Origin of the sequence: Paeniglutamicibacter sp. ZC-3 (assembly GCF_025847175.2) — a bacterium.
Taxonomy (GTDB): Bacteria; Actinomycetota; Actinomycetes; order Actinomycetales; family Micrococcaceae; genus Paeniglutamicibacter; species Paeniglutamicibacter sulfureus.
This window is the reverse complement of the sequence record NZ_JAOYTG010000001.1, coordinates 685,373-703,626: the sequence shown is the minus strand read 5'-3', so window position 1 is coordinate 703,626 and position 18,254 is coordinate 685,373. Positions and strand designations below refer to the sequence as shown.

Sequence of the window (18,254 nt, the reverse complement as noted above, 5' to 3'; positions counted from 1 at the left end):
TTACGGCGGTCATAGCGTGGGGGAAACGCCCGGTCCCATACCGAACCCGGAAGCTAAGACCCACTGCGCCGATGGTACTGCACTCGGGAGGGTGTGGGAGAGTAGGTCACCGCCGGACACAACGTCCCGAAACCCCCAAGCCCCACCGGCTTGGGGGTTTCGATGCTTAACCACCACACCACCAAAACCACGGCCCCCGGACACACACCCCCGGGGACCGCACCCCGTTAAGGCACCCCGGCCATCCACAGCCCCACCACACCCCCAAAATGCACCTTTCTTGGATCGTCTGGCTCCGCTACCAACGCGCCACTCGCAGATGTCTCGAGAGCTCCCTTCGCATGCAGAGCCGCTAGGGTTGAGGCATGGACGGACTATTCTCACACTCGGCATCAGCCAACGATTCTGGCTCCCAAGATGATTACCGCTTGCCGGAGCACCGGCACACGGTCAGCGTCCCGGTGTCTGCGGACCAGGCCTTTGAAGGCTTCTCGGAATACATACACTTGTGGTGGCCGGTAGGGAAGCTCTCTCACTTCGGGCCGGGCAGCCATGTCACGTTTGAAAAGGGTAGCCTCCTCGAGGAATCGGACGACGGCAACCAGCATCTCTGGGGCAAGATCGTTCATTTTGATGCTCCGCACACCATAGTTCTGGACTTTACACTGGGCATGGAAACTGCCCCTCCCACCCATGTGAGTCTTGAATTCCATGAGCAGGGGTCCGGCACCGAGCTTATCCTGACCCATGAAGGGTGGAGCTCCGGACAGATCGGCAAGGAGCAATTCGAGCACTACACGCAGTGGCCGGAGATTCTCGATTTCTACGCTCGCTTCATGGGAGCGAACAGCAGGCCAGACCACTAGGCCCATGGAATATGCCCGCCGTAGCCCATTCACGGCACAGCCATATCAAAAACGCCTTGAAAGGGTGGCATGAACCTCGAAACCGCCGACTCGGCACTCATTGACGATCTGATCCTGCACATCGGTGAGGAAGCTGTAACCACCGACCCCAAGATGCTGTTGTCCCACAGCCATGACTTCGGGAAGATCGTTGACCACCAGCTGCCCTTGGCCGTCGTCTTTGCAGAGCGCGTGGAAGATGTCCAGGCGACCCTGCGCCTGGCCGCAGCGGCTGGAGTTAAGGTCGTCCCCCGTGGGGCTGGCACGGGCGTCTCAGGCGGCGCCCACGCGACCGCACGCTGCATCGTGCTATCCCTCGAACGCATGGACCGGATCCTGGAAGTCCGCCCCGAGGACGAGGTGGCAGTGGTCCAGCCCGGTGTCATCAACGCGGTGCTGAACAGGTCCGTGGCCAAATACGGGCTCATGTACGCACCCGACCCCGCCAGCTACCAGCAATCCACGATTGGCGGGAATGTGGCGACCAACGCCGGCGGGCTGCGCTGCGCCAAGTACGGGGTCACCACTGACTCCGTGCTTGGCCTGGACGTCGTCCTGGCCGACGGCACCCTGATCAGTACCGGGCGGAATACCTTCAAGGGCGTTGCAGGCTACGACCTGACCTCGCTGCTTGTCGGTTCCGAAGGGACCTTGGGCATTGTTGTCTCCGTCACCGTGCGCCTGCGCTACCTCAGTGAAAAGACCTGCTCGATCGCCGCGGTGTTCACCGACGTCGCCCAGGCGGCCGCCGGCGTGGTGGCCATCGCGCGGGTGCGCGTGCAGCCGGCCATCCTGGAGTTGATCGACCTCGGAACGATGCGCGTGCTGGATGCCGCCTACGGCTCGGACCTCGGGGCGCGGGGCGGGGCCATGCTGTTGATCCGCACCGACGGCCATGGCGCCGAGATCGAGGCGGGCATCGTGCGCTCGGCCCTCGAAGGCCTTGGTGCGCAGGTGAGCGCACCGGGTGACGAAGAAGCGGTGCGGCTGATCGAGATGCGACGAGCCAGCCGCGGGGACGGGCAGGACGACAAATACCGGGTCGGTGAGGATGTCGCCGTGCCCAGGTCGGCCATGGTGGATTACATGGGGACCCTTGACCGGATCGCCGAACGGAACAGAGTCATGGTTCGCGTCGTGGCCCATGCCGGGGACGGCAACCTGCACCCCACCTTCTGGGTCGACCCGGACGACGGCGACGAAGGCGTGGCGCGGCTTGACATGGCCCTGGAGGAATCCATCCGGGCAGCGTTGGCGGTGGGCGGGACCATCACCGGCGAGCACGGCGTGGGTACTGCTAAGCGCGACTGGCTGGTCTGGGAACAGTCCGAGGAAGTTCTGGAGCTGCAGCGCAAGATCAAGGCGGTCTTCGACCCGCAGGGCATCCTCAACCCCGGCAAGGCGATCCTGTGATGCAGGGCCCACTGCCTCGATTAGGCGTTCGAGTGAAAAGTCGGTAAACTTTTTATTCGTTGGTACAACACCGGGATATGGCGCAGCTTGGTAGCGCGCGTCGTTCGGGACGACGAGGTCGCAGGTTCAAATCCTGTTATCCCGACCAATGTGAGCCCCGCAAGAAACTTCGGTTTCCTGCGGGGCTCGTCCCATTTAAGCCACCGATTCCGAAGTCGCGGGGGGCTATAGGGCTTATAGGCAAAAAAGTGTGTCTGCCCCGGGTGTGTCACCCGGGGCTTTGCCATGTCAGGGCCCGGTTTAGCAGCGCCTGCCGGCCCATCCCGAATCCCTCGGGCCGTAAGAGACCCCGGCGCCTCATATCTTGTGCACAAGAGTGGGGCCCAGCAGTTGCCGGGCCCCACTTAAATCAGCACTGCAGGCCCGCGAGGGGCGTGCAGCCAACCGGACCTAGCCGTCGGTGGCCCGCAGCCAGGCCGCCGCGTTGGCGCCCAGCAGGCCCTCGGCGGCCAGTTCTGCCCCGTTGGCGTCGGAGAAGAGCAGCGGTTCGCCCGCTGGCAGCGGCACCGGGGCGTCGGAAAGGTTCAGCACGCTCACGGTCTCCCCGTTGCGGATGGCCAACACCTCGGGCAGATCCGGATTGGCGTAGAAGGACAGCGAGCCCAGGCCCAAACCCAGTTCGCTGCGCAGCGAAAGCGCCCTGCGGTACAGGTTCAGCGTGGATGCGGGGTCGTTCTCCTGCACGTCACGGGAGAATTCCGCCCAGTCACCGGGTTGCGGCAGCCAGGTTTCTCCGCTGGGGGAGAACCCGTAGCCAGGTGCGTCGTGCACCCAGGGGATCGGCACGCGACAGCCGTCGCGCCCGGTCTTGGCTCCGTTGGTGCGCAGGAACCCCGGGTCCTGCCGGTACTCGTCGGCCAGCGTGGTGTGGTCGCCCAGGCCCAGTTCCTCGCCCTGGTAGAGGTAGGCGCCGCCCGGCAGCCCGAGCATGAACACCGTGGCGGCGCGCGCCCGGGCCAGGCCCAGCACGGTGTCAGGCTGCGGGTCGCGCGGACCGATCCCGTCGCCCAGGTCCAGCGCGACCCCGTCCAGTCCGAAGCGGGTGGCGTGGCGGGAGACGTCGTGGTTAGAGAGCACCCAGGTGGTGGGCGCGCCGACGGTGTCGAAGGCGGCCAGCGAATCGCCGATGACGGTGGCCAGGGCGTCGCGGTCCCACAGGGTGCGCAGGTAGTCGAAGTTGAACGACTGGTGCATCTGGCCCGGGGCCACCCAGTCGGCCAGCCGGGTCAGCGGGCGCACGTTCGCCTCCGAACAGAGCACCGGATCCCCGGGGTACTGGTCGCAGATTTCCCGCCAGCGCGCGAAGACCTGGTGCAGCTCGGGCTGTCCGAACATGGGTGCGTCGGCGAAGGGGAAGCCGGGCCGCGGGGTGCCGTCCGGTGCCCCGCCCCAGTCGGACATCGACTCCTTCTTGAACATCGCGTGGGCAACGTCGATCCGAAAACCCCCGGCGCCTGCGTCAAGCCAGAAGCGCAAGGTCTTTTCGAATTCTTCCTGCACCGCGGGGTTGCGCCAGTTGAAGTCGGGCTGGGTGGCGTCGAAGAGGTGGAAGTAGTACTGGCCCGGGGTGCCGTCGGGGTTCGGCACGCGGGTCCATCCGGGGCCGCCGAAGAGCGAAGCCCAGTTGTTTGGCGGGGTGTTCCCGCCCTCGCCCTTCCCGTCGGCAAAGTGGAACATGGCGCGTTCGGGGGATCCGGGCTCGGCGGCCAGGGCTGCCTGGAACAGTGCGTGCTCGTTGGAGCAGTGGTTGGGGACGATGTCGATGATGATGCGGATGCCGAAGGACTTGGCGGTGTCGATCAGGGTCTTGGCGTCGTCCATGGTGCCGAAGAGCGGGTCAACGCCGCGGTAATCCGAGACGTCATAGCCGGCGTCCTTTTGCGGGGAGGGGAAGAAGGGGGAAAGCCAGATGGCGTCCACGCCCAGGGTCGCGATCTTGGGCAGCTCGGCCGTGATGCCGGCCAGGTCGCCCATGCCCGATCCGGTCGAGTCCTTGAAGGAACGCGGGTAGATCTGGTAGATCACCGCCCGTCGCCACCACTGCTCGCCCTCCGCGGGTTTGTGCAGCAGCGGGCCCAGGGCGTAGGGCGTGGCGGAGGTGTTCAGGGCATCCGACGCTGAAGACGCGTCCTTCGGTAGCGACATGGTGTCAAGCCTATCTACTGGAGGGTGCTTTCGTTGGGGCCGATGCAGCGGGGTTACCCGGCGGCCGGTGGAGCGGTGGAGGTGCGCAGCACGAATTCCGTGGGGAAGAATTCATCCACAGGCAGGGTTTGCGCGGGATCTTCCGCCCCGCCCTCGCCGAGCAGTTCCATGATGCGCGCGACGGCGGCCTCGCCCTGGGCCGCGGGGTGCTGGGCAATGGTGGTCAGCCCGAAGAGCTCGCCGAGCTCGTGCCCGTCGATGCCGATCACGGAGAAGTCCCCGGGCAGCGAGAGCCCCAGGTCGCGGGCGGCCATGATGGCGCCGAATGCCATCTCGTCCGAGACGCAGAGCAACGCGGTGGGCCGGCCGCGGGGGTTGGACAGCAGGCTGCGGACCTTTTGGTAGGCCCCGGCCGTGGTGAAGTCGGCGTCCAGCAGCCACTGCGGGTTCACCGCGATGTCCGCCTGGTCCAGGGCGTATTCGAACCCGTCGAGGCGCGCACCGGGCAGCTTGAAGTCGACGTTGAACGCGTCGGCGCCGCCCAGGAAGGCAATGTCGGTGTGGCCCAGGGAGACCAGGTGTTCGGTGGCCAGCGAGGCGATGTTGAAGTCGTCGACCCGGATGGTCTGGACTTCGGGCAGCAGCCCGCCCAGGGCCACCAGCGGCTTGCCCACGGAGCGCAGCTGGTGCAGCTCGGGATCGGTGAGCTTCAGGGTCACGGTGATGACCGCGTCGAGGCGTTGGCGCATGAGCAGGTCCTGGAACACCGCATCGCGGTGCCGTTGCTCGCCGCTGGTGTTGTACAAGGTCAGGTCGTAGCCGCGCTCGTTGAGTTCCTGCGTGGCGCCCTGCAACACATTGGCGTAGTACCAGCGCGAGACCGTGGGCATGACGATCCCGATGTTGCGGCTGCGTCCCGAGGCCAGCGAAGAGGCGTTGTAGGACAGGACGTAGCCCAGGTCCTTGGCCGCGTTGGCGACCGCCTCGCGGGAAGCCGCGGAAACCTTCCCGTTTCCGGACAGGGCGCGGGAGACCGTGGCGACGGAGACCCCGGCGCGCAGTGCCACGTCCTTGATGCTTGCCATGATGTGCGGCTTCCTTGTCTTCGGGCGGTCGTGCTGGGGTACGGAATGGGGGCGGCTAGGCGGTCTCCGGGCGCAGCCACACGGCCGCATCCGGATTCAGCGCCAGCCCCGACGCGGCCTCCGTTGAGCGGGCAACCGCGGTGGCGGAGCTGGCCAGCAACACCTCTCCGGCCGGCAACGGCACGGGGGCGGTGCCCAGGTTCAGCAGGACCAGCACCCCGGAATTCCCGAAGCCCAGCAGCTGCGCGCCGTCGATTCCCTCCACCCAGTTTAGGTTGCCGAGGCCCAAGTTGTGGGTCCGGCGGAGATCCAGGGCCAAGCGGTAGAAGTGCAGCGTGGAGTCGGGGTCGGCTTCCTGTGCCTGCCGGGTGACCGTTTCCCAGCCTTCGGGCTGCGGGAGCCAGCCGGCGGCGTCGCTAAAGCCCAGGGACGGGGTCGAGTCGTTCCAGGGCAACGGGACCCGGCAGCCGTCGCGGCCCAGGCGCTCGCCGTTGGTACGCGCGTAGGAGGGGTCCTGGCGGTATTCATGGGGGAGCAGGGTGTGGTCGCCCAGCCCCAGTTCCTCGCCCTGGTAGATGTACGCGCCTCCGGGAAGCCCCAGCATGAACAGCGTTGCGGCACGTGCGCGTGCCAGTCCCAGCACCGGATCCGGTTGCACGTCCTCGGGCCCCAGCCCGTCGCCGGGGCGCAGAGCCGGGGAGACGGCGCCCAGTCGGGTGGCGTGGCGGGGCACGTCGTGGTTGGACAGCACCCAGGTGCTGGGGGCGCCGACGGCGTCGAAAGCCTTCAGCGAGCGGGTGATGATGGCCTTCAGCGCGGCGGCGTCCCAACCGGTGTGCAGAAAGGGGAAGTTGAAGGACTGGTGCATCTCGTCCGGGCGCACCCAATCGGCCATGGCCTCGATGGGGTGCACGTTGGCCTCGGCGCAGAGCACGCGCTCGCCGGGATACTGGTCGCAGATGGAGCGCCAGCGCCGGTAGACATCGTGCACGGCGGGCTGGCCGAACATCGGGGCGTCGGCAAACGGATAGCCCGGGGAATCGGCGCCGTCGGCCCGGCCATGCCAGTCCGGCAGCCCGGAGGCCTTGATGAGCGCGTGGGCCACGTCCACGCGGAACCCGCCGGCGCCGCGGTCCAGCCAGAACCGCAGGATCGATTCGAACTCGGCGCCCACCGCCGGATTGTCCCAGTTGAAGTCGGGCTGGGAATGATCAAAGAGGTGCAGGTAGTACTGCCCGGGGGCACCGTCCGGGTCGGGGACGCGGGTCCAGGCTGAACCGCCGAAGTGCGACTGCCAGTTGTTGGGAGGCAACTGTCCGTCCTTTCCCCGCCCGTCCCGGAAGATGAAGTGCTCCCGGGCAGCCGATCCCCGGGGGGAGGCCAGCGCCTCGCGGAACATGGCGTGTTCGCTGGAGCAGTGGTTGGGCACGATGTCCACCAGGATCTTGATCTCGAGTCGGTTGGCCTCGGCGATCAGCTCGTCAAAGTCGGCCAGCGTTCCGAAGAGCGGGTCCACTGCGCGGTAGTCGGAGACGTCGTAGCCGGCGTCCTTTTGCGGGGAGGCGAAGAACGGGGAAAGCCAGATGGCGTCAACGCCCAGGGAGGCAATGTGGTGCAGCTCCGCGGTGATGCCGGGAAGGTCTCCGATTCCGCTGCCCGTGGTGTCGCGGAACGAGCGGGGGTAGATCTGGTAAATGACCGAGCGGCGCCACCATTCATTGCCGCTCGAAGACGCGTGGGTCGCGTCCTCGAGCCGGAACTCCAGATGGGCTGGTGGGGTCGCTGGGTGCTCGTCGGTCTGGGGCATGCGCTCAAGCATAACGACGAAACTGTCAAAAGTGGAAGCGTTTCCATGCATGCGTTTCGAATCTCCGGCTTGGGGGCGTCCCGTCAAAGGTTGCGATTTCGTCGCGTTTCTGCATAAAGACGCCGTTTTCGGCGCATCCCGGACTGTCGGGGACGAGTGCTTGGTGGAAACTTCTCCATTGTGATCTGGACGACAGCAGTGGAAGCGTTTACACTAAATCTCACGACACCAGCGCCGATGGGATCATCGGGCGCGCAACACTCGAAAGAGGAACCACCATGACGGGAAACAACTCACCCGGTGCACGTCTCACGCGCCGCACCTTTACCCTGGGTGCGGTCGGCGCCCTCTCGGCGCTGGCACTGACGGCCTGCGGCGGCGGTGCACCCGCCACCGCACCCTCGAGCAGTGCGGCGGCCACCAGTGCCGCAGCCAGCGTGCCGGCGACCGGGACCAGCCTGACCCTGTGGGTCGACGCCGAGCGCTCGCCGGCGCTGAAGGACATTGCCGCCAAGTTCAAGGCCGAAAAGGGCATCGACGTCAAGCTGGTCGTCAAGGACTTCGCCGCCGTGCGCGACGACTTCATCACCCAGGCACCCACCGGCAAGGGCCCGGACATCATGGTCGGCCCGCACGACTGGCTGGGAAAGCTGGTGCAGAACGGCGTGGTTGCCCCGGTGCAGCTTGGCGACAAGGCAGGGACCTTCGCCGAAAGCTCCATCAAGGCCATGACCTACGACGGGCAGACCTACGGCGTTCCGTACTCCATTGAGAACGTCGCCTTGGTCCGCAACACCACGTTGGCTCCCGAGGCAAAGACCACCCTGGACGACGTCCTCGCCGAGGGCAAGAAGGCCGTGGCCGCGGGCGATGCCAAGTTCCCGTTCCTGGTCGGACTCGATCCCAAGCAGGCCGACCCGTACCACCTCTACCCGTTGCAGACCTCCCTCGGGGCACCGGTCTTCGCCCAGAACGCAGACGGCAGCTACGACGCCAGCGAACTGGCCCTGGACAACGAGGGCGGCAAGAAGTTCGCCCAGCTCCTGGCCGACCTCGGCGACAAGGGCTCGAAGGTCCTGAATTCCAACATCACCGGCGACATCGCCAAGGAGAAGTTCCTGGCCGGCGAATCCCCGTACTTCCTCACCGGCCCCTGGAACATCCCCGACATCGAGGCCAAGGGCATCAAGTTCGCCGTTGACCCGCTGCCCACTGCCGGGGACAAGCCCGCCCAGCCATTCATTGGCGTGAACGGCTTCTTCATCTCCGCGAAGTCGAAGAATGCCCTGGCTGCCAATGAATTCGTGGTCAACTACCTCTCGCAGCCCGACGCGCAGGACGAGCTGTTCAAGGTCGGCGGCCGCCCGCCGGCGCTGACCGCGTCCTTCGAGAAGGCCGCCAGCGACCCGGTGGTCAAGGCCTTCGGCGAGATCGGCGCCAACGGCGTGCCGATGCCCGCGGTTCCCGCCATGGACGCCGTCTGGGCCGACTGGGGCGGTACCGAATTGAACCTGATCAAGGGCAAGGAAGCCGACCCGGCCGCGGCCTGGTCGAAGATGACGGCCAACATCGAGAAGAAGATTTCCGGCGGCAAGTAGCCGACGGAAGCAAGCTCCGGCTGCGGGGAACCGGTGGTGCGTTCTGCACGCGCACCACCGGTTTCACGCAGCCGGATCCGGGCCAGCGGCCCGACACCCATCGCCGGTCGGCGGTCGATCGCACGAGGAAAGATGTTGGACCCCATGGTTGAAATCGAAGAAAAGCCCAGCGTGGCGCCGCCGCGGCGACACGGAAAGCGGCCGCGTTCCGCAGGCCGGGGCCCCGATTCCCTCGGCGGCATCCTCGCCAAGATCATCCTGCTGGGCATCACGGATGCAGTGGCAGCCTTCATCCTCTTCCAGCTGGCACTCAGCGCCGAATGGATGATCTTCGGGATTTCCCTGCTCACCACGCTGGTGATCAACTGGATCTACCTGCGCCGTGGGGGACTGCCGGCCAAGTACCTGGCACCGGGCATCATCTTCCTGCTGGTCTTCCAGGTCTTCGTGATGATCTTCTCCACCTACATCGCCTTCACCAACTACGGCGACGGGCACAACTCGACCAAGGCCGACGCGATTGCCTCCATCCAGCTCTCGGCCTCCGAGCGCGTCCCGGATTCCCCGCAATTCCCCACCTCCGTCCTGGAAAAGGGTGGCAGCTACTTCCTGTTGGTCACCACGCCGGAGGGCGAGGCAAGAATCGGCTCGGCAGGCAAGCCCCTGGAAACAGTGACACCTTCCGCCACCGGCCCCACGGGTGCCGCGACCGGCGTGGAGGGCTACACGACCCTTGACTTCGCGACCCTGCTGGCCCACCAGCAGGAGATCACCGCCCTCACGGTGCCGATCAGCGAGAACCCCGAGGAAGGGGCGCTGAAGACCGCCGACGGCTCCACCTCCTACGTGTACACGCCCAAGCTCAAGTACGACGCGAACGCCGACACGTTCACCGACACCGCCACCGGGGCCAGCTACGCGGACAACGGCCGCGGTTCCTTCGTGGCCGAGGACGGCACTGCGCTGAACACCGGCTGGAAGGTCAATGTGGGACTGGACAACTTCCAGCGCGCGTTCACCGACCCGAATCTCCAGGGCCCGCTGCTGCAGGTGATCGCGTGGACCTTCGCCTTCGCCATCCTCTCGGTGGCGACCACGTTCGCCCTGGGACTGTTCCTGGCCATCACCTTCAACCGGGCGGATTTGAAGGGGCAGAAAATCTACCGGATCCTGATGATCCTGCCCTACGCGTTCCCCGCCTTCCTTTCCGGCCTGGTCTGGTCGGGCCTCCTGAACCCGGAATTTGGGTTCATCAACAACGCGCTGCTCGGCGGGGCGGACATCCCCTGGCTCACCGATCCGGTGCTGGCCAAGATCTCGGTGCTGATGGTCAATCTCTGGCTGGGCTACCCCTACATGTTCCTGGTCTGCACCGGCGCCCTGCAGTCGCTGCCCGAGGAGGTCGACGAGGCCGCCCGCATGGACGGGGCCAGCGTGTGGAAAATCTTTACCGCCATCAAGCTGCCGCTGCTGCTGGTCTCACTCGCGCCGCTGTTGATCTCCTCCTTCGCCTTCAACTTCAACAACTTCAACGTCATCTACATGCTCACCGGCGGCGGGCCGCGCTTTGAAGGCACCACCTTTGACATCGGCTCCACCGACATCCTGATCACCATGGTGTACAAGATCGCCTTCGGCACCGGCACCGGCCGCGACTACGGACTGGCCAGCGCGCTGGCCATCCTGATCTTCATCATCGTCGCCGTGGTGTCCGCGCTGAGCTTCAAGAAGACCAAGGCCCTGGAGGAACTGAACTAATGAGCACCGCGACCGCACCGCACACCCCGGTGCTCGAAACCCTGCCCCCGCCGGCCACGGCAAACAAGCCCACATTGGGGCAATGGTTCAAGTCAAAGGGCTGGCGCCACCTGGTGGCCATCGCCGCCACGGCCTTCTCCATCTTCCCGCTGCTCTATGTGCTCTCCGCGGCGCTGAACCCCACCGGCACCATGGCAGGGGCCAGCACGATGTTCACCGAGTTCGGCTGGGGCAACTTCGAGGCGCTCTTTGCCAACCAGGAACGGCCCTTTGGCCGCTGGTTCGTCAACACCTTGGTCATCGGCCTGGTCACCTCTGCTGCCACGGTGTTCCTCGGGGCGCTGGCCGCCTACGCGTTTTCGCGCATGCGCTTCTCCGGCCGCCGCTTCGGCCTGCTGACGCTGTTGCTGCTGCAGATGTTCCCGCAGCTGCTCACGGTGGTGGCGATCTTCCTGCTGCTGAACTTCATTGGCGACATCATCCCGGCCCTCGGGCTGGGCTCCCAGCTCGGGTTGATCATGGTGTACCTCGGCGGTGCGCTGGGCGTGAACACCTACCTGATGTACGGCTTCTTCAACACCGTGCCGATGTCGCTTGACGAATCCGCGCGCATCGACGGGGCCAGCCATGTGCAGGTGTTCTTCAGGATCATCATGCCCCTGGTCACTCCGATCCTTGCGGTCGTGGGCCTGCTGGCCTTCATCGGGATCTCCTCCGAGTTCGTGATCGCCTCGGTGGTGCTCACCGACCCCGAATCACAGACCCTGGCGGTTGGCCTGTACTCCTACGTGGCCCAGCAGCGCAGCGAGAACTGGGGTGTCTTCGCCGCCGGCGCCGTGATTGCCGCGGTCCCGGTGATGACCCTCTTCCTCTTCCTGCAGCGCTACATCACCTCCGGCCTGACCGCCGGCGGCGTCAAGGGATAGCGCCCATGCCCGGCAGCCGGATGCACGCCATCGACTCGACGTTGTCACTGCAGCCCCACCACGACGGATCGCCCGCGTACGTAACGGGGCCGAGCGTGCTCAGCCTCGGGGACGTGCTGAGGCTGCGCCTGCTGGTGCCGGAGGGCGCCGCGACCCCTGTGTCCGTGTGGCTGCGCAGCCTGCGCGACGGGGAACCCCACCTTGAACCGGCGGGCGAGGTGTGCGGTGGCGCCACCCAGGTCTTCTTCGAGGCCACGCTGTCGATGGTGAATCCGGTGCAGCGCTACCGCTGGTACCTGCAATACCGGGACACCGAAGGCGCTCATCACTACCGTTGGCTCAACGCTGCGGGCCTGCACCGACGCGATGTGCCCGACGCCTTTGACTTCAGGGTCCATGCCGGGCGCGGGACCCCGGATTGGATCGAGGAATCGGTCATGTACCAGGTCTTCCCCGACAGGTTCGCGAACTCCGGTGCCGAAAAGCCAAAAGCGGGATGGATGGTCGGCTGCGACTGGGACACCGAAGTGCAGGGAAGTGGTGCCGATACGTCACGGCAATTCTATGGCGGCGACCTTCCGGGGATCCAAGACAAGCTCGATCACCTGGTTTCATTGGGGGCGACGGTGCTCTACCTGACCCCGGTCTTCCCCGCTTCCTCCAACCACCGCTACGATGCCTCTTCCTTTGACGAGGTCGACCCATTGCTCGGCGGGGATGCTGCCCTGGTTTCGCTGGTCAAGGCCGCCCATGCCCTTGGCCTGCGCGTGGTCGGCGACCTGACCACCAACCACACCGGGGCCGGGCACCACTGGTTCGTTGATGCCCACCGGAATCCCGGGGCGTCCACGGGGGAGTACTACTACTTCAACGAGGACAACAGCGACTACGAGGCGTGGCTGGGCGTGCCCTCGCTGCCGAAGCTGAATTGGAATTCCGCCGCGCTGCGCGAGCGATTCATCCTTGCCGAGGACTCGGTGGCAGTGCGCTGGCTCAAGGAGCCGTTCAACCTCGATGGCTGGCGCATCGACGTGGGCAACATGACCGGGCGGCGCGGGAGCGATGACCTGAACCACGAAGTCGCCCGGATGCTGCGTGAACGCATCGAGGAAGTGAAGCCCGGGGCCATGCTGCTGGCCGAATCAACCTCCGACGCGGCGCACGATGTGCCGGGGGACGGCTGGCAGGGAGTGGTGAGCTACAGCAATTTCACCCGGCCGCTGTGGCAATGGCTGGCCAAGGATCCGGACCCCGAGGCGTTCAAGTGGTTCTTCGGCTTGCCGCAACCGGGGCCGGCGCGCATCGACGCTGCCGACTTCGTGGCGACGCACCGGGAAATGTCGGCGGGATTCAGCTGGGAGGTGCGGCTTGCCAACGCCAATGCCTTGGACACCCACGACACCGCCCGTGCCGCCAGCCACATGATCGACGGTGGCCAGGAGATCGCCGCCTGCGCGCAATTCACGTTCCCGGGAATCCCACTGGTGTTTGCCGGGGACGAGTTCGGGCTGCACGGTTTCAACGGCGAGGACTCCCGAACTCCCATGCCCTGGGGCCAACCCGAAAAGTGGGGCAAGGACCTGCGGCCGCTGTACGCGGAACTGGCGGCACTGCGCACCAATCACCGGTCCCTCGTGGACGGATCCTTGCGCTGGATCATTGCCGAGGGGAACCTCCTGGCCTATATCCGGGAGCACGAAACCGGGTCGGTGTTGTGCGTGTTGGCCCGGGGCCCGGTCACGGAAACCAAGTTGGGCAATGCAGTCCGCCTGGTCGGCGAGCCAGAAAGTGCCCTCGCCACGGTGGGGGTTTCACCCGGACTGGTGGTGGACAAGACGGGGGAGCTGCTGGTCCGCGCGACAGGTCCCGGAGCCTCGTTCCACTTGGCCGCCGCATGTGGAGCGTGGAATTAGCGCGCGGGAGCCGAATCCCGGAACAAAGACCAACAGTTTCCTGCGCGCGGGAACGCCTGTCCACATTGGCCCTTCGCCCGTGGCATGTTCTCCGCTGAGTCCAAGCCACTTCAACGCCGGAATCGTTTCCCTTCGCATCGGTTCTCGGCCGCCCGTGTCGGTTTCTTGATGCCTTGTGGCAAAGCGGATGCGGGGTCGACCTCTGGGTATCAGCCTATGTCGATGGCGGATTTGAAAGTTCGCTTTTGATGCCAGTGGGCGCGAACCGATGCAAATAGTAGCCAAAGGCATATATGGTCCGGCCTTGCGTGTGGCCCGGCTGAAGATGGCCAGGCACACACGCAAGCCGCGGCCTATCGGGCGCCTGCGTATTGCTTTGCCGCGCGGAGTTCCTTGGAAGCGCTGAACTCGTCCGCGGGTGCATCTTCCTGGTACTCGACAAGCTCCACGTGGTGCTCCAGCAGGGCTTCGCGTACCTGTACCGGCGTTGCGTAGAAATACTCTCGGCGAAGGTTCACCAGGTTCACGCGTTGTGGGGCGAACTGCTGGTGGAGCATGGTCTCGATGCCCACGGCGTCCTTGGAGAAGAACAGGGCATGCACGTCGAAGAGGAACGGGACGGAGGCGTCGCCCAGCTCCCGGACGCGTTCCATGGGATTGAGCCGGCGGGTCATGCCGATCTTGATGACCCCCTCGCCGAACGAACCGAGATTCGAGATGACGTACACATAGCCGGCGCGGGTGTTCAGGGCATTGTCCTCGGCGTCGGCGAGCTTGGCTTCGGCCTCGTCCAGTTGGGTCTGAACCCGTTGGACGCCGTCAATGTCGCCGGCTTCCTGGAGCTGCGCCAGCACGGTGGCGTAGTGGGTGACTTCCTTTTGCTGCTTGGCTTTCAGCGCTTCCCATTCGCGCTGTGCCTTGGCGGCTTCGCGAGCCTCGGCGCGGGCTTCCGCCTCGAGCTGTTTCTGGATGGCCAGCGCCTGCAGGTGGCGGGCCGCGAGTTCGAGCTCCAAGACACGTAGCTGGTGGTAGGCATTCGTGACCTGCAGCCCGATCATGGTGCCGCGTTTTGCGATCTGCTCGCGGGCCTTTTCAAGGCGGGCCTGGGCAGTGTGGAGGTTGCCGGCCTTGACGGTCTTGACGCAGTTCTCGGCCTCGGCGTTGTATGCACGCAGCAGGAGGGCGGAGAGATCGCGGACGAACTTCTTGCCTTCCTTTTCGGAGTTGTTGAACGTGAATCCGGAGACGGTGGTGACCGCGATCTTTTCTCGCAATCGGGCCTTGATCTGGTCACGGACCGTGGCCAGATCGTTGGCGAGCTTCACAGAGGTTTCGGCGGGATGTTCGTAGTCGTAAAATCCGACGTTGTGCCGGTCGGCAACTTGGCGGACGTCGAGGACCTCGCCTCGGACTGCCGCGAGTTCCATGTTGGCGGCGGCAAGCTCCCGTTGCGCCGCGGCGATGCTCTGCGTCAGCTCGGAGTCGTGGGCTTCCCTGTCGAGGGTGTCCATCGCGCCAATGCGGTTCAAGGCATCGAGCATCTGCGTGTTCGCCAGGTACACCTCGTCGGCGTAAAGCTTCAGGCCTCTTGCCGGTACCGGAGGGGCGCCCATGCTGGTGCGATAGGAGGTTTCCGCGCTCGTAGCGGCGTCCTCTGCAGCCGTGCCGAACGCTTTCTTGTACTGCCTCAGCAAATCAACGAACACCCAGATGGCGCCCACTGCGGGGATGAGATTGAATCCATTTGGCACCACGACCATTAGAAGCAGGCTGATGCAAAACCACATGATGTGCTTGCTGAAGCCACCGGGCTTCTTTTCCCGATTGACTGGATGCGGCGGCGGCATAGATGAAAAGTTGGACACGGTTCCCCCAAGGTTGAGTGACAATGCTCAAACCGTAGCAGTCGCCGCCGACACCAACGCATTGTCTCGCGGGTGTGAAACATTGGGGTTCACTGGCCTCACCTGGGAGAAAAGTGTACTGGTTGATTTATCGCCCTATTCCCAATTCTGGATGTCTCAATGTTCCGGCGTTGTGGCAGGCTACGTGGTCGTCGACTGCTCTTCCGGGCCATACACCAGCCGGGCCTCGTCCCTGCGGTGGCGCAGCACGGCATCCACGTAGGACGCGACGGCTTCCTCCATCGGAACGTTGGAACCGCGTGCCTCGGAAATGTACCAGCGGTGCTCGAGGACCTCGTGCACGATCTGGGCGGGTTCCAGCTTGCCGTGGAATTCGCGGGGGATGGCCCCGGTAATCCTGTCAAAAACGTCGGTGACCCAACGGGCCGCGGCGATTTCCTCATCCGCGTCAGGATGCTTCTTGGCTCGGAAGGCATCCAGGTCGTTGAGCAGCCTGCGGGCCTGGCCTTCTTCCACATCCAAGCCGGTCAGGCGCAGAAGCCGACGGGTGTGGTGCCCGGCGTCCACGACCTTGGGCTGGATGAGCAGCTGGCCGCCGTCGGGGGATGTCTTGAGGCTGATCTCCTCCACGTCGAAGCCGAGTTCATTGAGCCTGCGGATGCGTTCATCGACCCGCCAGCGTTCGGAGAGGTCAAAGGATTCCTTGTCGTTGAGCTCGGCCCAGAGTCCACGGTAGGCGTGCAGGATGTCCTCGCTCGTGGCCACCGGGTCCACGGTGTCCTCGATGAGTCCGGCTTCCATCAGGTCCATGAGCTCACCGGCAATGTTCACCCGGGCGATTTCCAGGTCGTATTCGCGCTGGCCGGAGGATAGCTCGGGGTATAGCTCGCCGGTCTCGGCATCCACCAGGTACGCGGCGAAGGACTCCGCATCGCGCCGGAACAACGTGTTTGACAGCGACACATCGCCCCAGTAGAAGCCAATCAGGTGCAGGCGCACCAGCAGCAGCGCCTGGGCATCAATGAGCCGGGTCAAGGTGTCGCGGCGCAGCTTCTGGGAGAACAGTGCGCGGTACGGGAGCGAGTATTTCAGGTGCCGGGTAACCAACACCGGGTCAAGGTCGTTGCCCTCGGTGTCGGTGCGCCCGGTGATCACCGCGACCGGCTCCACGCAGGGCGCGGCCAGGCGGCGCAGCTTGCGCAGCATATGGTATTCGTGCCGGGCCACGTGCTCACCGGTTTCCTTGATGGCGATGACTGCCTTGCCCATCAGGGCGAAGCGCACCACATGCCGGGAGATGCCGCGCGGCAACGGGGCCAGCGTGTCGCTCGGCCAGTCCTCCAGCGGGATTTGCCACGGCAGGTTCAGCAGGCCCGGATCGGCGGTGGCCGCGGTGATTGACAGCGAACCGGCAACGGGCGGGGGAGCGGCAGGGGCGGAATCACGCGGCAACTTGCCGTTCTGGGCATGGTTGGTGGGCTCGTCGCGCCAGCTGGCGGTGTGGCGAATCATGGCGTGTGTGCCGTCCCTTGGTGCGGTGATGAGGGGAAGTGTGGAAAGCGGAAATGCGAAGGCGGCCGCACCCAGCACCGGGCTGAATACGGCCGCCATGGGCAGTTATCGTGCAATCACACGATAACTTGCAAGTCCCTAGGCCTCGGAGGAAACCTGTGCGTGTGCACCGTTCCGGGACGGCTCGGCCAGGCGCTCGCCGGACGCGGTGTCAAAGAGGTGCACGTGTCCGATCTTCGGCGCAACGTGGATCGTTTCGCCCTTGAACGGAGGCTTGCGACCGTCGACACGCACCACCATCTGGTATTCGGTGCCGCCCACGGTGGTGTGGCCGTAGACGTAGGCATCGGCGCCGAGCTCCTCGACCACGTCGACCCCGACGGCAAGTCCCTCGTTCTCGGAGACCTGGTCCAGGTCCTCGGGCCGTACGCCCAGGGTGACCGAGTTGCCGGTTGCCGCCTCCAGCGTCGACGAGGCCACCGGGTAGATGGACCCTCCGAAGGCTACGCCACCATCGGCCACCGGAAGCTCCAGCAGATTCATGGCAGGCGAGCCGATGAAGCCGGCCACGAAGACGTTGGACGGGCGGTCGTACAGTTCGCGCGGGGTGCCGACCTGCTGCAGCAAGCCGTCCTTGAGTACCGCAACGCGGTCGCCCATGGTCAGTGCCTCGACCTGGTCATGGGTCACGTACACGGTGGTGACGCCCAGACGACGGGTCAGCGAGGCGATCTGCGTGCGGGTCTGCACGCGGAGCTTGGCATCCAAGTTGGACAAGGGCTCATCCATGAGGAAGACCTGCGGGGAGCGGACGATGGCGCGCCCCATGGCCACGCGCTGGCGTTGGCCGCCGGAGAGCGCCTTGGGCTTGCGGTCCAAGTAGTCCTCGAGGTCAAGCAGCTTGGCTGCTTCCTGAACGCGGCGGGCACGCTCTTCTTTGTCGATTCCGGCAATTTTCAGGGCGAAACCCATGTTGTCGGCGACGCTCATGTGCGGGTAAAGCGCGTAGTTCTGGAAAACCATGGCGATGTCGCGGTCCTTGGGCGGGACGTTGGTGACGTCGCGGTCGCCAATGAGGATTCGTCCGGAGTTCACGTCCTCAAGGCCTGCGAGCATGCGCAGCGTGGTGGATTTTCCGCAACCCGAGGGGCCAACAAGGACCAGGAATTCGCCATCGGCGATTTCCAGGGAGATCTTGTCCACGGAAGGCGTGGTGGCTCCGGGGTAAATGCGGGTGGCCTGGTCAAAAGTTACTGATGCCATGAGG

Annotated in this window: 12 protein-coding genes, 1 tRNA gene and 1 rRNA gene; 8 read left to right on the top strand and 6 right to left on the bottom strand. The window is 65.2% G+C overall.

Going from position 1 to position 18,254, the window contains the following annotated elements:
• The first annotated feature begins 1 nt into the window (after position 1).
• The 4 genes from rrf to OIU93_RS03125 all read left to right on the top strand — a co-directional run bounded on the left by rrf (position 2) and on the right by OIU93_RS03125 (position 2,466).
• Positions 2-118 (top strand): 5S ribosomal RNA (rrf, locus tag OIU93_RS03140).
• A 247-nt stretch (positions 119-365) separates the two neighbouring features.
• On the top strand, positions 366-866 hold the full coding sequence (locus tag OIU93_RS03135; RefSeq protein WP_264268585.1) for an SRPBCC domain-containing protein: 501 nt from the start codon (positions 366-368) through the stop codon (positions 864-866).
• Positions 867-935: 69 nt separating this feature from the next.
• Positions 936-2,318 (top strand): FAD-binding oxidoreductase, encoded by a 1,383-nt coding sequence (locus OIU93_RS03130; protein WP_264268584.1) that lies wholly within the window; start codon positions 936-938, stop codon positions 2,316-2,318.
• A gap of 71 nt (positions 2,319-2,389) precedes the next feature.
• A tRNA-Pro gene (locus OIU93_RS03125) sits at positions 2,390-2,466 on the top strand.
• A 302-nt stretch (positions 2,467-2,768) separates the two neighbouring features.
• Here the strand turns inward: OIU93_RS03125 and OIU93_RS03120 are convergent.
• Genes OIU93_RS03120 through OIU93_RS03110 form a run of 3 tightly spaced genes read right to left on the bottom strand, consistent with a single transcriptional unit; the run spans position 2,769 to position 7,415 of the window.
• Positions 2,769-4,523 (bottom strand): glycoside hydrolase family 13 protein, encoded by a 1,755-nt coding sequence (locus tag OIU93_RS03120; protein WP_264268583.1) that lies wholly within the window; start codon positions 4,521-4,523, stop codon positions 2,769-2,771.
• 53 nt (positions 4,524-4,576) lie between these two features.
• Complete coding sequence (locus OIU93_RS03115) at positions 4,577-5,608, bottom strand: LacI family DNA-binding transcriptional regulator (protein WP_264268582.1); 1,032 nt, start codon at positions 5,606-5,608, stop codon at positions 4,577-4,579.
• 55 nt (positions 5,609-5,663) lie between these two features.
• A complete protein-coding gene (locus OIU93_RS03110; protein ID WP_264268581.1) occupies positions 5,664-7,415 on the bottom strand; it encodes a glycoside hydrolase family 13 protein in 1,752 nt (583 codons plus the stop codon).
• Between the two features lie 278 nt (positions 7,416-7,693).
• On the opposite strand from OIU93_RS03110, the gene OIU93_RS03105 reads away from it, so the two are divergent.
• The 4 genes from OIU93_RS03105 (at position 7,694) to OIU93_RS03090 (ending at position 13,610) form a co-directional block, all read left to right on the top strand.
• Positions 7,694-9,013, top strand: coding sequence for a maltose ABC transporter substrate-binding protein (locus OIU93_RS03105; RefSeq protein ID WP_264268580.1), 1,320 nt, complete (start codon positions 7,694-7,696; stop codon positions 9,011-9,013).
• A gap of 144 nt (positions 9,014-9,157) precedes the next feature.
• On the top strand, positions 9,158-10,771 hold the full coding sequence (locus OIU93_RS03100; RefSeq protein ID WP_264268579.1) for an ABC transporter permease subunit: 1,614 nt from the start codon (positions 9,158-9,160) through the stop codon (positions 10,769-10,771).
• Positions 10,771-11,697 (top strand): sugar ABC transporter permease, encoded by a 927-nt coding sequence (locus OIU93_RS03095; protein WP_264268578.1) that lies wholly within the window; start codon positions 10,771-10,773, stop codon positions 11,695-11,697. The genes OIU93_RS03100 and OIU93_RS03095 overlap by 1 nt, the downstream gene beginning before the upstream one ends.
• 5 nt (positions 11,698-11,702) lie before the next feature.
• Complete coding sequence (locus OIU93_RS03090; protein ID WP_264268577.1) at positions 11,703-13,610, top strand: glycoside hydrolase family 13 protein; 1,908 nt, start codon at positions 11,703-11,705, stop codon at positions 13,608-13,610.
• Between the two features lie 353 nt (positions 13,611-13,963).
• Here the strand turns inward: OIU93_RS03090 and OIU93_RS03085 are convergent, their stop codons facing one another.
• The 3 genes from OIU93_RS03085 to OIU93_RS03075 all read right to left on the bottom strand — a co-directional run bounded on the left by OIU93_RS03085 (position 13,964) and on the right by OIU93_RS03075 (position 18,250).
• A complete protein-coding gene (locus tag OIU93_RS03085) occupies positions 13,964-15,370 on the bottom strand; it encodes a DUF4041 domain-containing protein (RefSeq protein WP_264268576.1) in 1,407 nt (468 codons plus the stop codon).
• 285 nt (positions 15,371-15,655) lie between these two features.
• On the bottom strand, positions 15,656-16,987 hold the full coding sequence (locus OIU93_RS03080; protein ID WP_264268575.1) for a DUF4032 domain-containing protein: 1,332 nt from the start codon (positions 16,985-16,987) through the stop codon (positions 15,656-15,658).
• 138 nt (positions 16,988-17,125) lie between these two features.
• Complete coding sequence (locus OIU93_RS03075; RefSeq protein ID WP_264268574.1) at positions 17,126-18,250, bottom strand: ABC transporter ATP-binding protein; 1,125 nt, start codon at positions 18,248-18,250, stop codon at positions 17,126-17,128.
• Positions 18,251-18,254: the final 4 nt, after the last annotated feature.

What these genes read in the sequence shown, in the direction of transcription:
- OIU93_RS03130 (WP_264268584.1), top strand. Translation starts at nt 936, where the DNA reads ATGAACCTCGAAACCGCCGACTCGGCACTCATTGACGATCTGATCCTG.
- OIU93_RS03120 (WP_264268583.1), bottom strand. Translation starts at nt 4,523, where the DNA reads ATGTCGCTACCGAAGGACGCGTCTTCAGCGTCGGATGCCCTGAACACC.
- OIU93_RS03075 (WP_264268574.1), bottom strand. Translation starts at nt 18,250, where the DNA reads ATGGCATCAGTAACTTTTGACCAGGCCACCCGCATTTACCCCGGAGCC.
- OIU93_RS03105 (WP_264268580.1), top strand. Translation starts at nt 7,694, where the DNA reads ATGACGGGAAACAACTCACCCGGTGCACGTCTCACGCGCCGCACCTTT.
- OIU93_RS03080 (WP_264268575.1), bottom strand. Translation starts at nt 16,987, where the DNA reads ATGATTCGCCACACCGCCAGCTGGCGCGACGAGCCCACCAACCATGCC.
- OIU93_RS03135 (WP_264268585.1), top strand. Translation starts at nt 366, where the DNA reads ATGGACGGACTATTCTCACACTCGGCATCAGCCAACGATTCTGGCTCC.
- OIU93_RS03115 (WP_264268582.1), bottom strand. Translation starts at nt 5,608, where the DNA reads ATGGCAAGCATCAAGGACGTGGCACTGCGCGCCGGGGTCTCCGTCGCC.
- OIU93_RS03110 (WP_264268581.1), bottom strand. Translation starts at nt 7,415, where the DNA reads ATGCCCCAGACCGACGAGCACCCAGCGACCCCACCAGCCCATCTGGAG.
- OIU93_RS03090 (WP_264268577.1), top strand. Translation starts at nt 11,703, where the DNA reads ATGCCCGGCAGCCGGATGCACGCCATCGACTCGACGTTGTCACTGCAG.
- OIU93_RS03085 (WP_264268576.1), bottom strand. Translation starts at nt 15,370, where the DNA reads ATGGTCGTGGTGCCAAATGGATTCAATCTCATCCCCGCAGTGGGCGCC.
- OIU93_RS03095 (WP_264268578.1), top strand. Translation starts at nt 10,771, where the DNA reads ATGAGCACCGCGACCGCACCGCACACCCCGGTGCTCGAAACCCTGCCC.
- OIU93_RS03100 (WP_264268579.1), top strand. Translation starts at nt 9,158, where the DNA reads ATGGTTGAAATCGAAGAAAAGCCCAGCGTGGCGCCGCCGCGGCGACAC.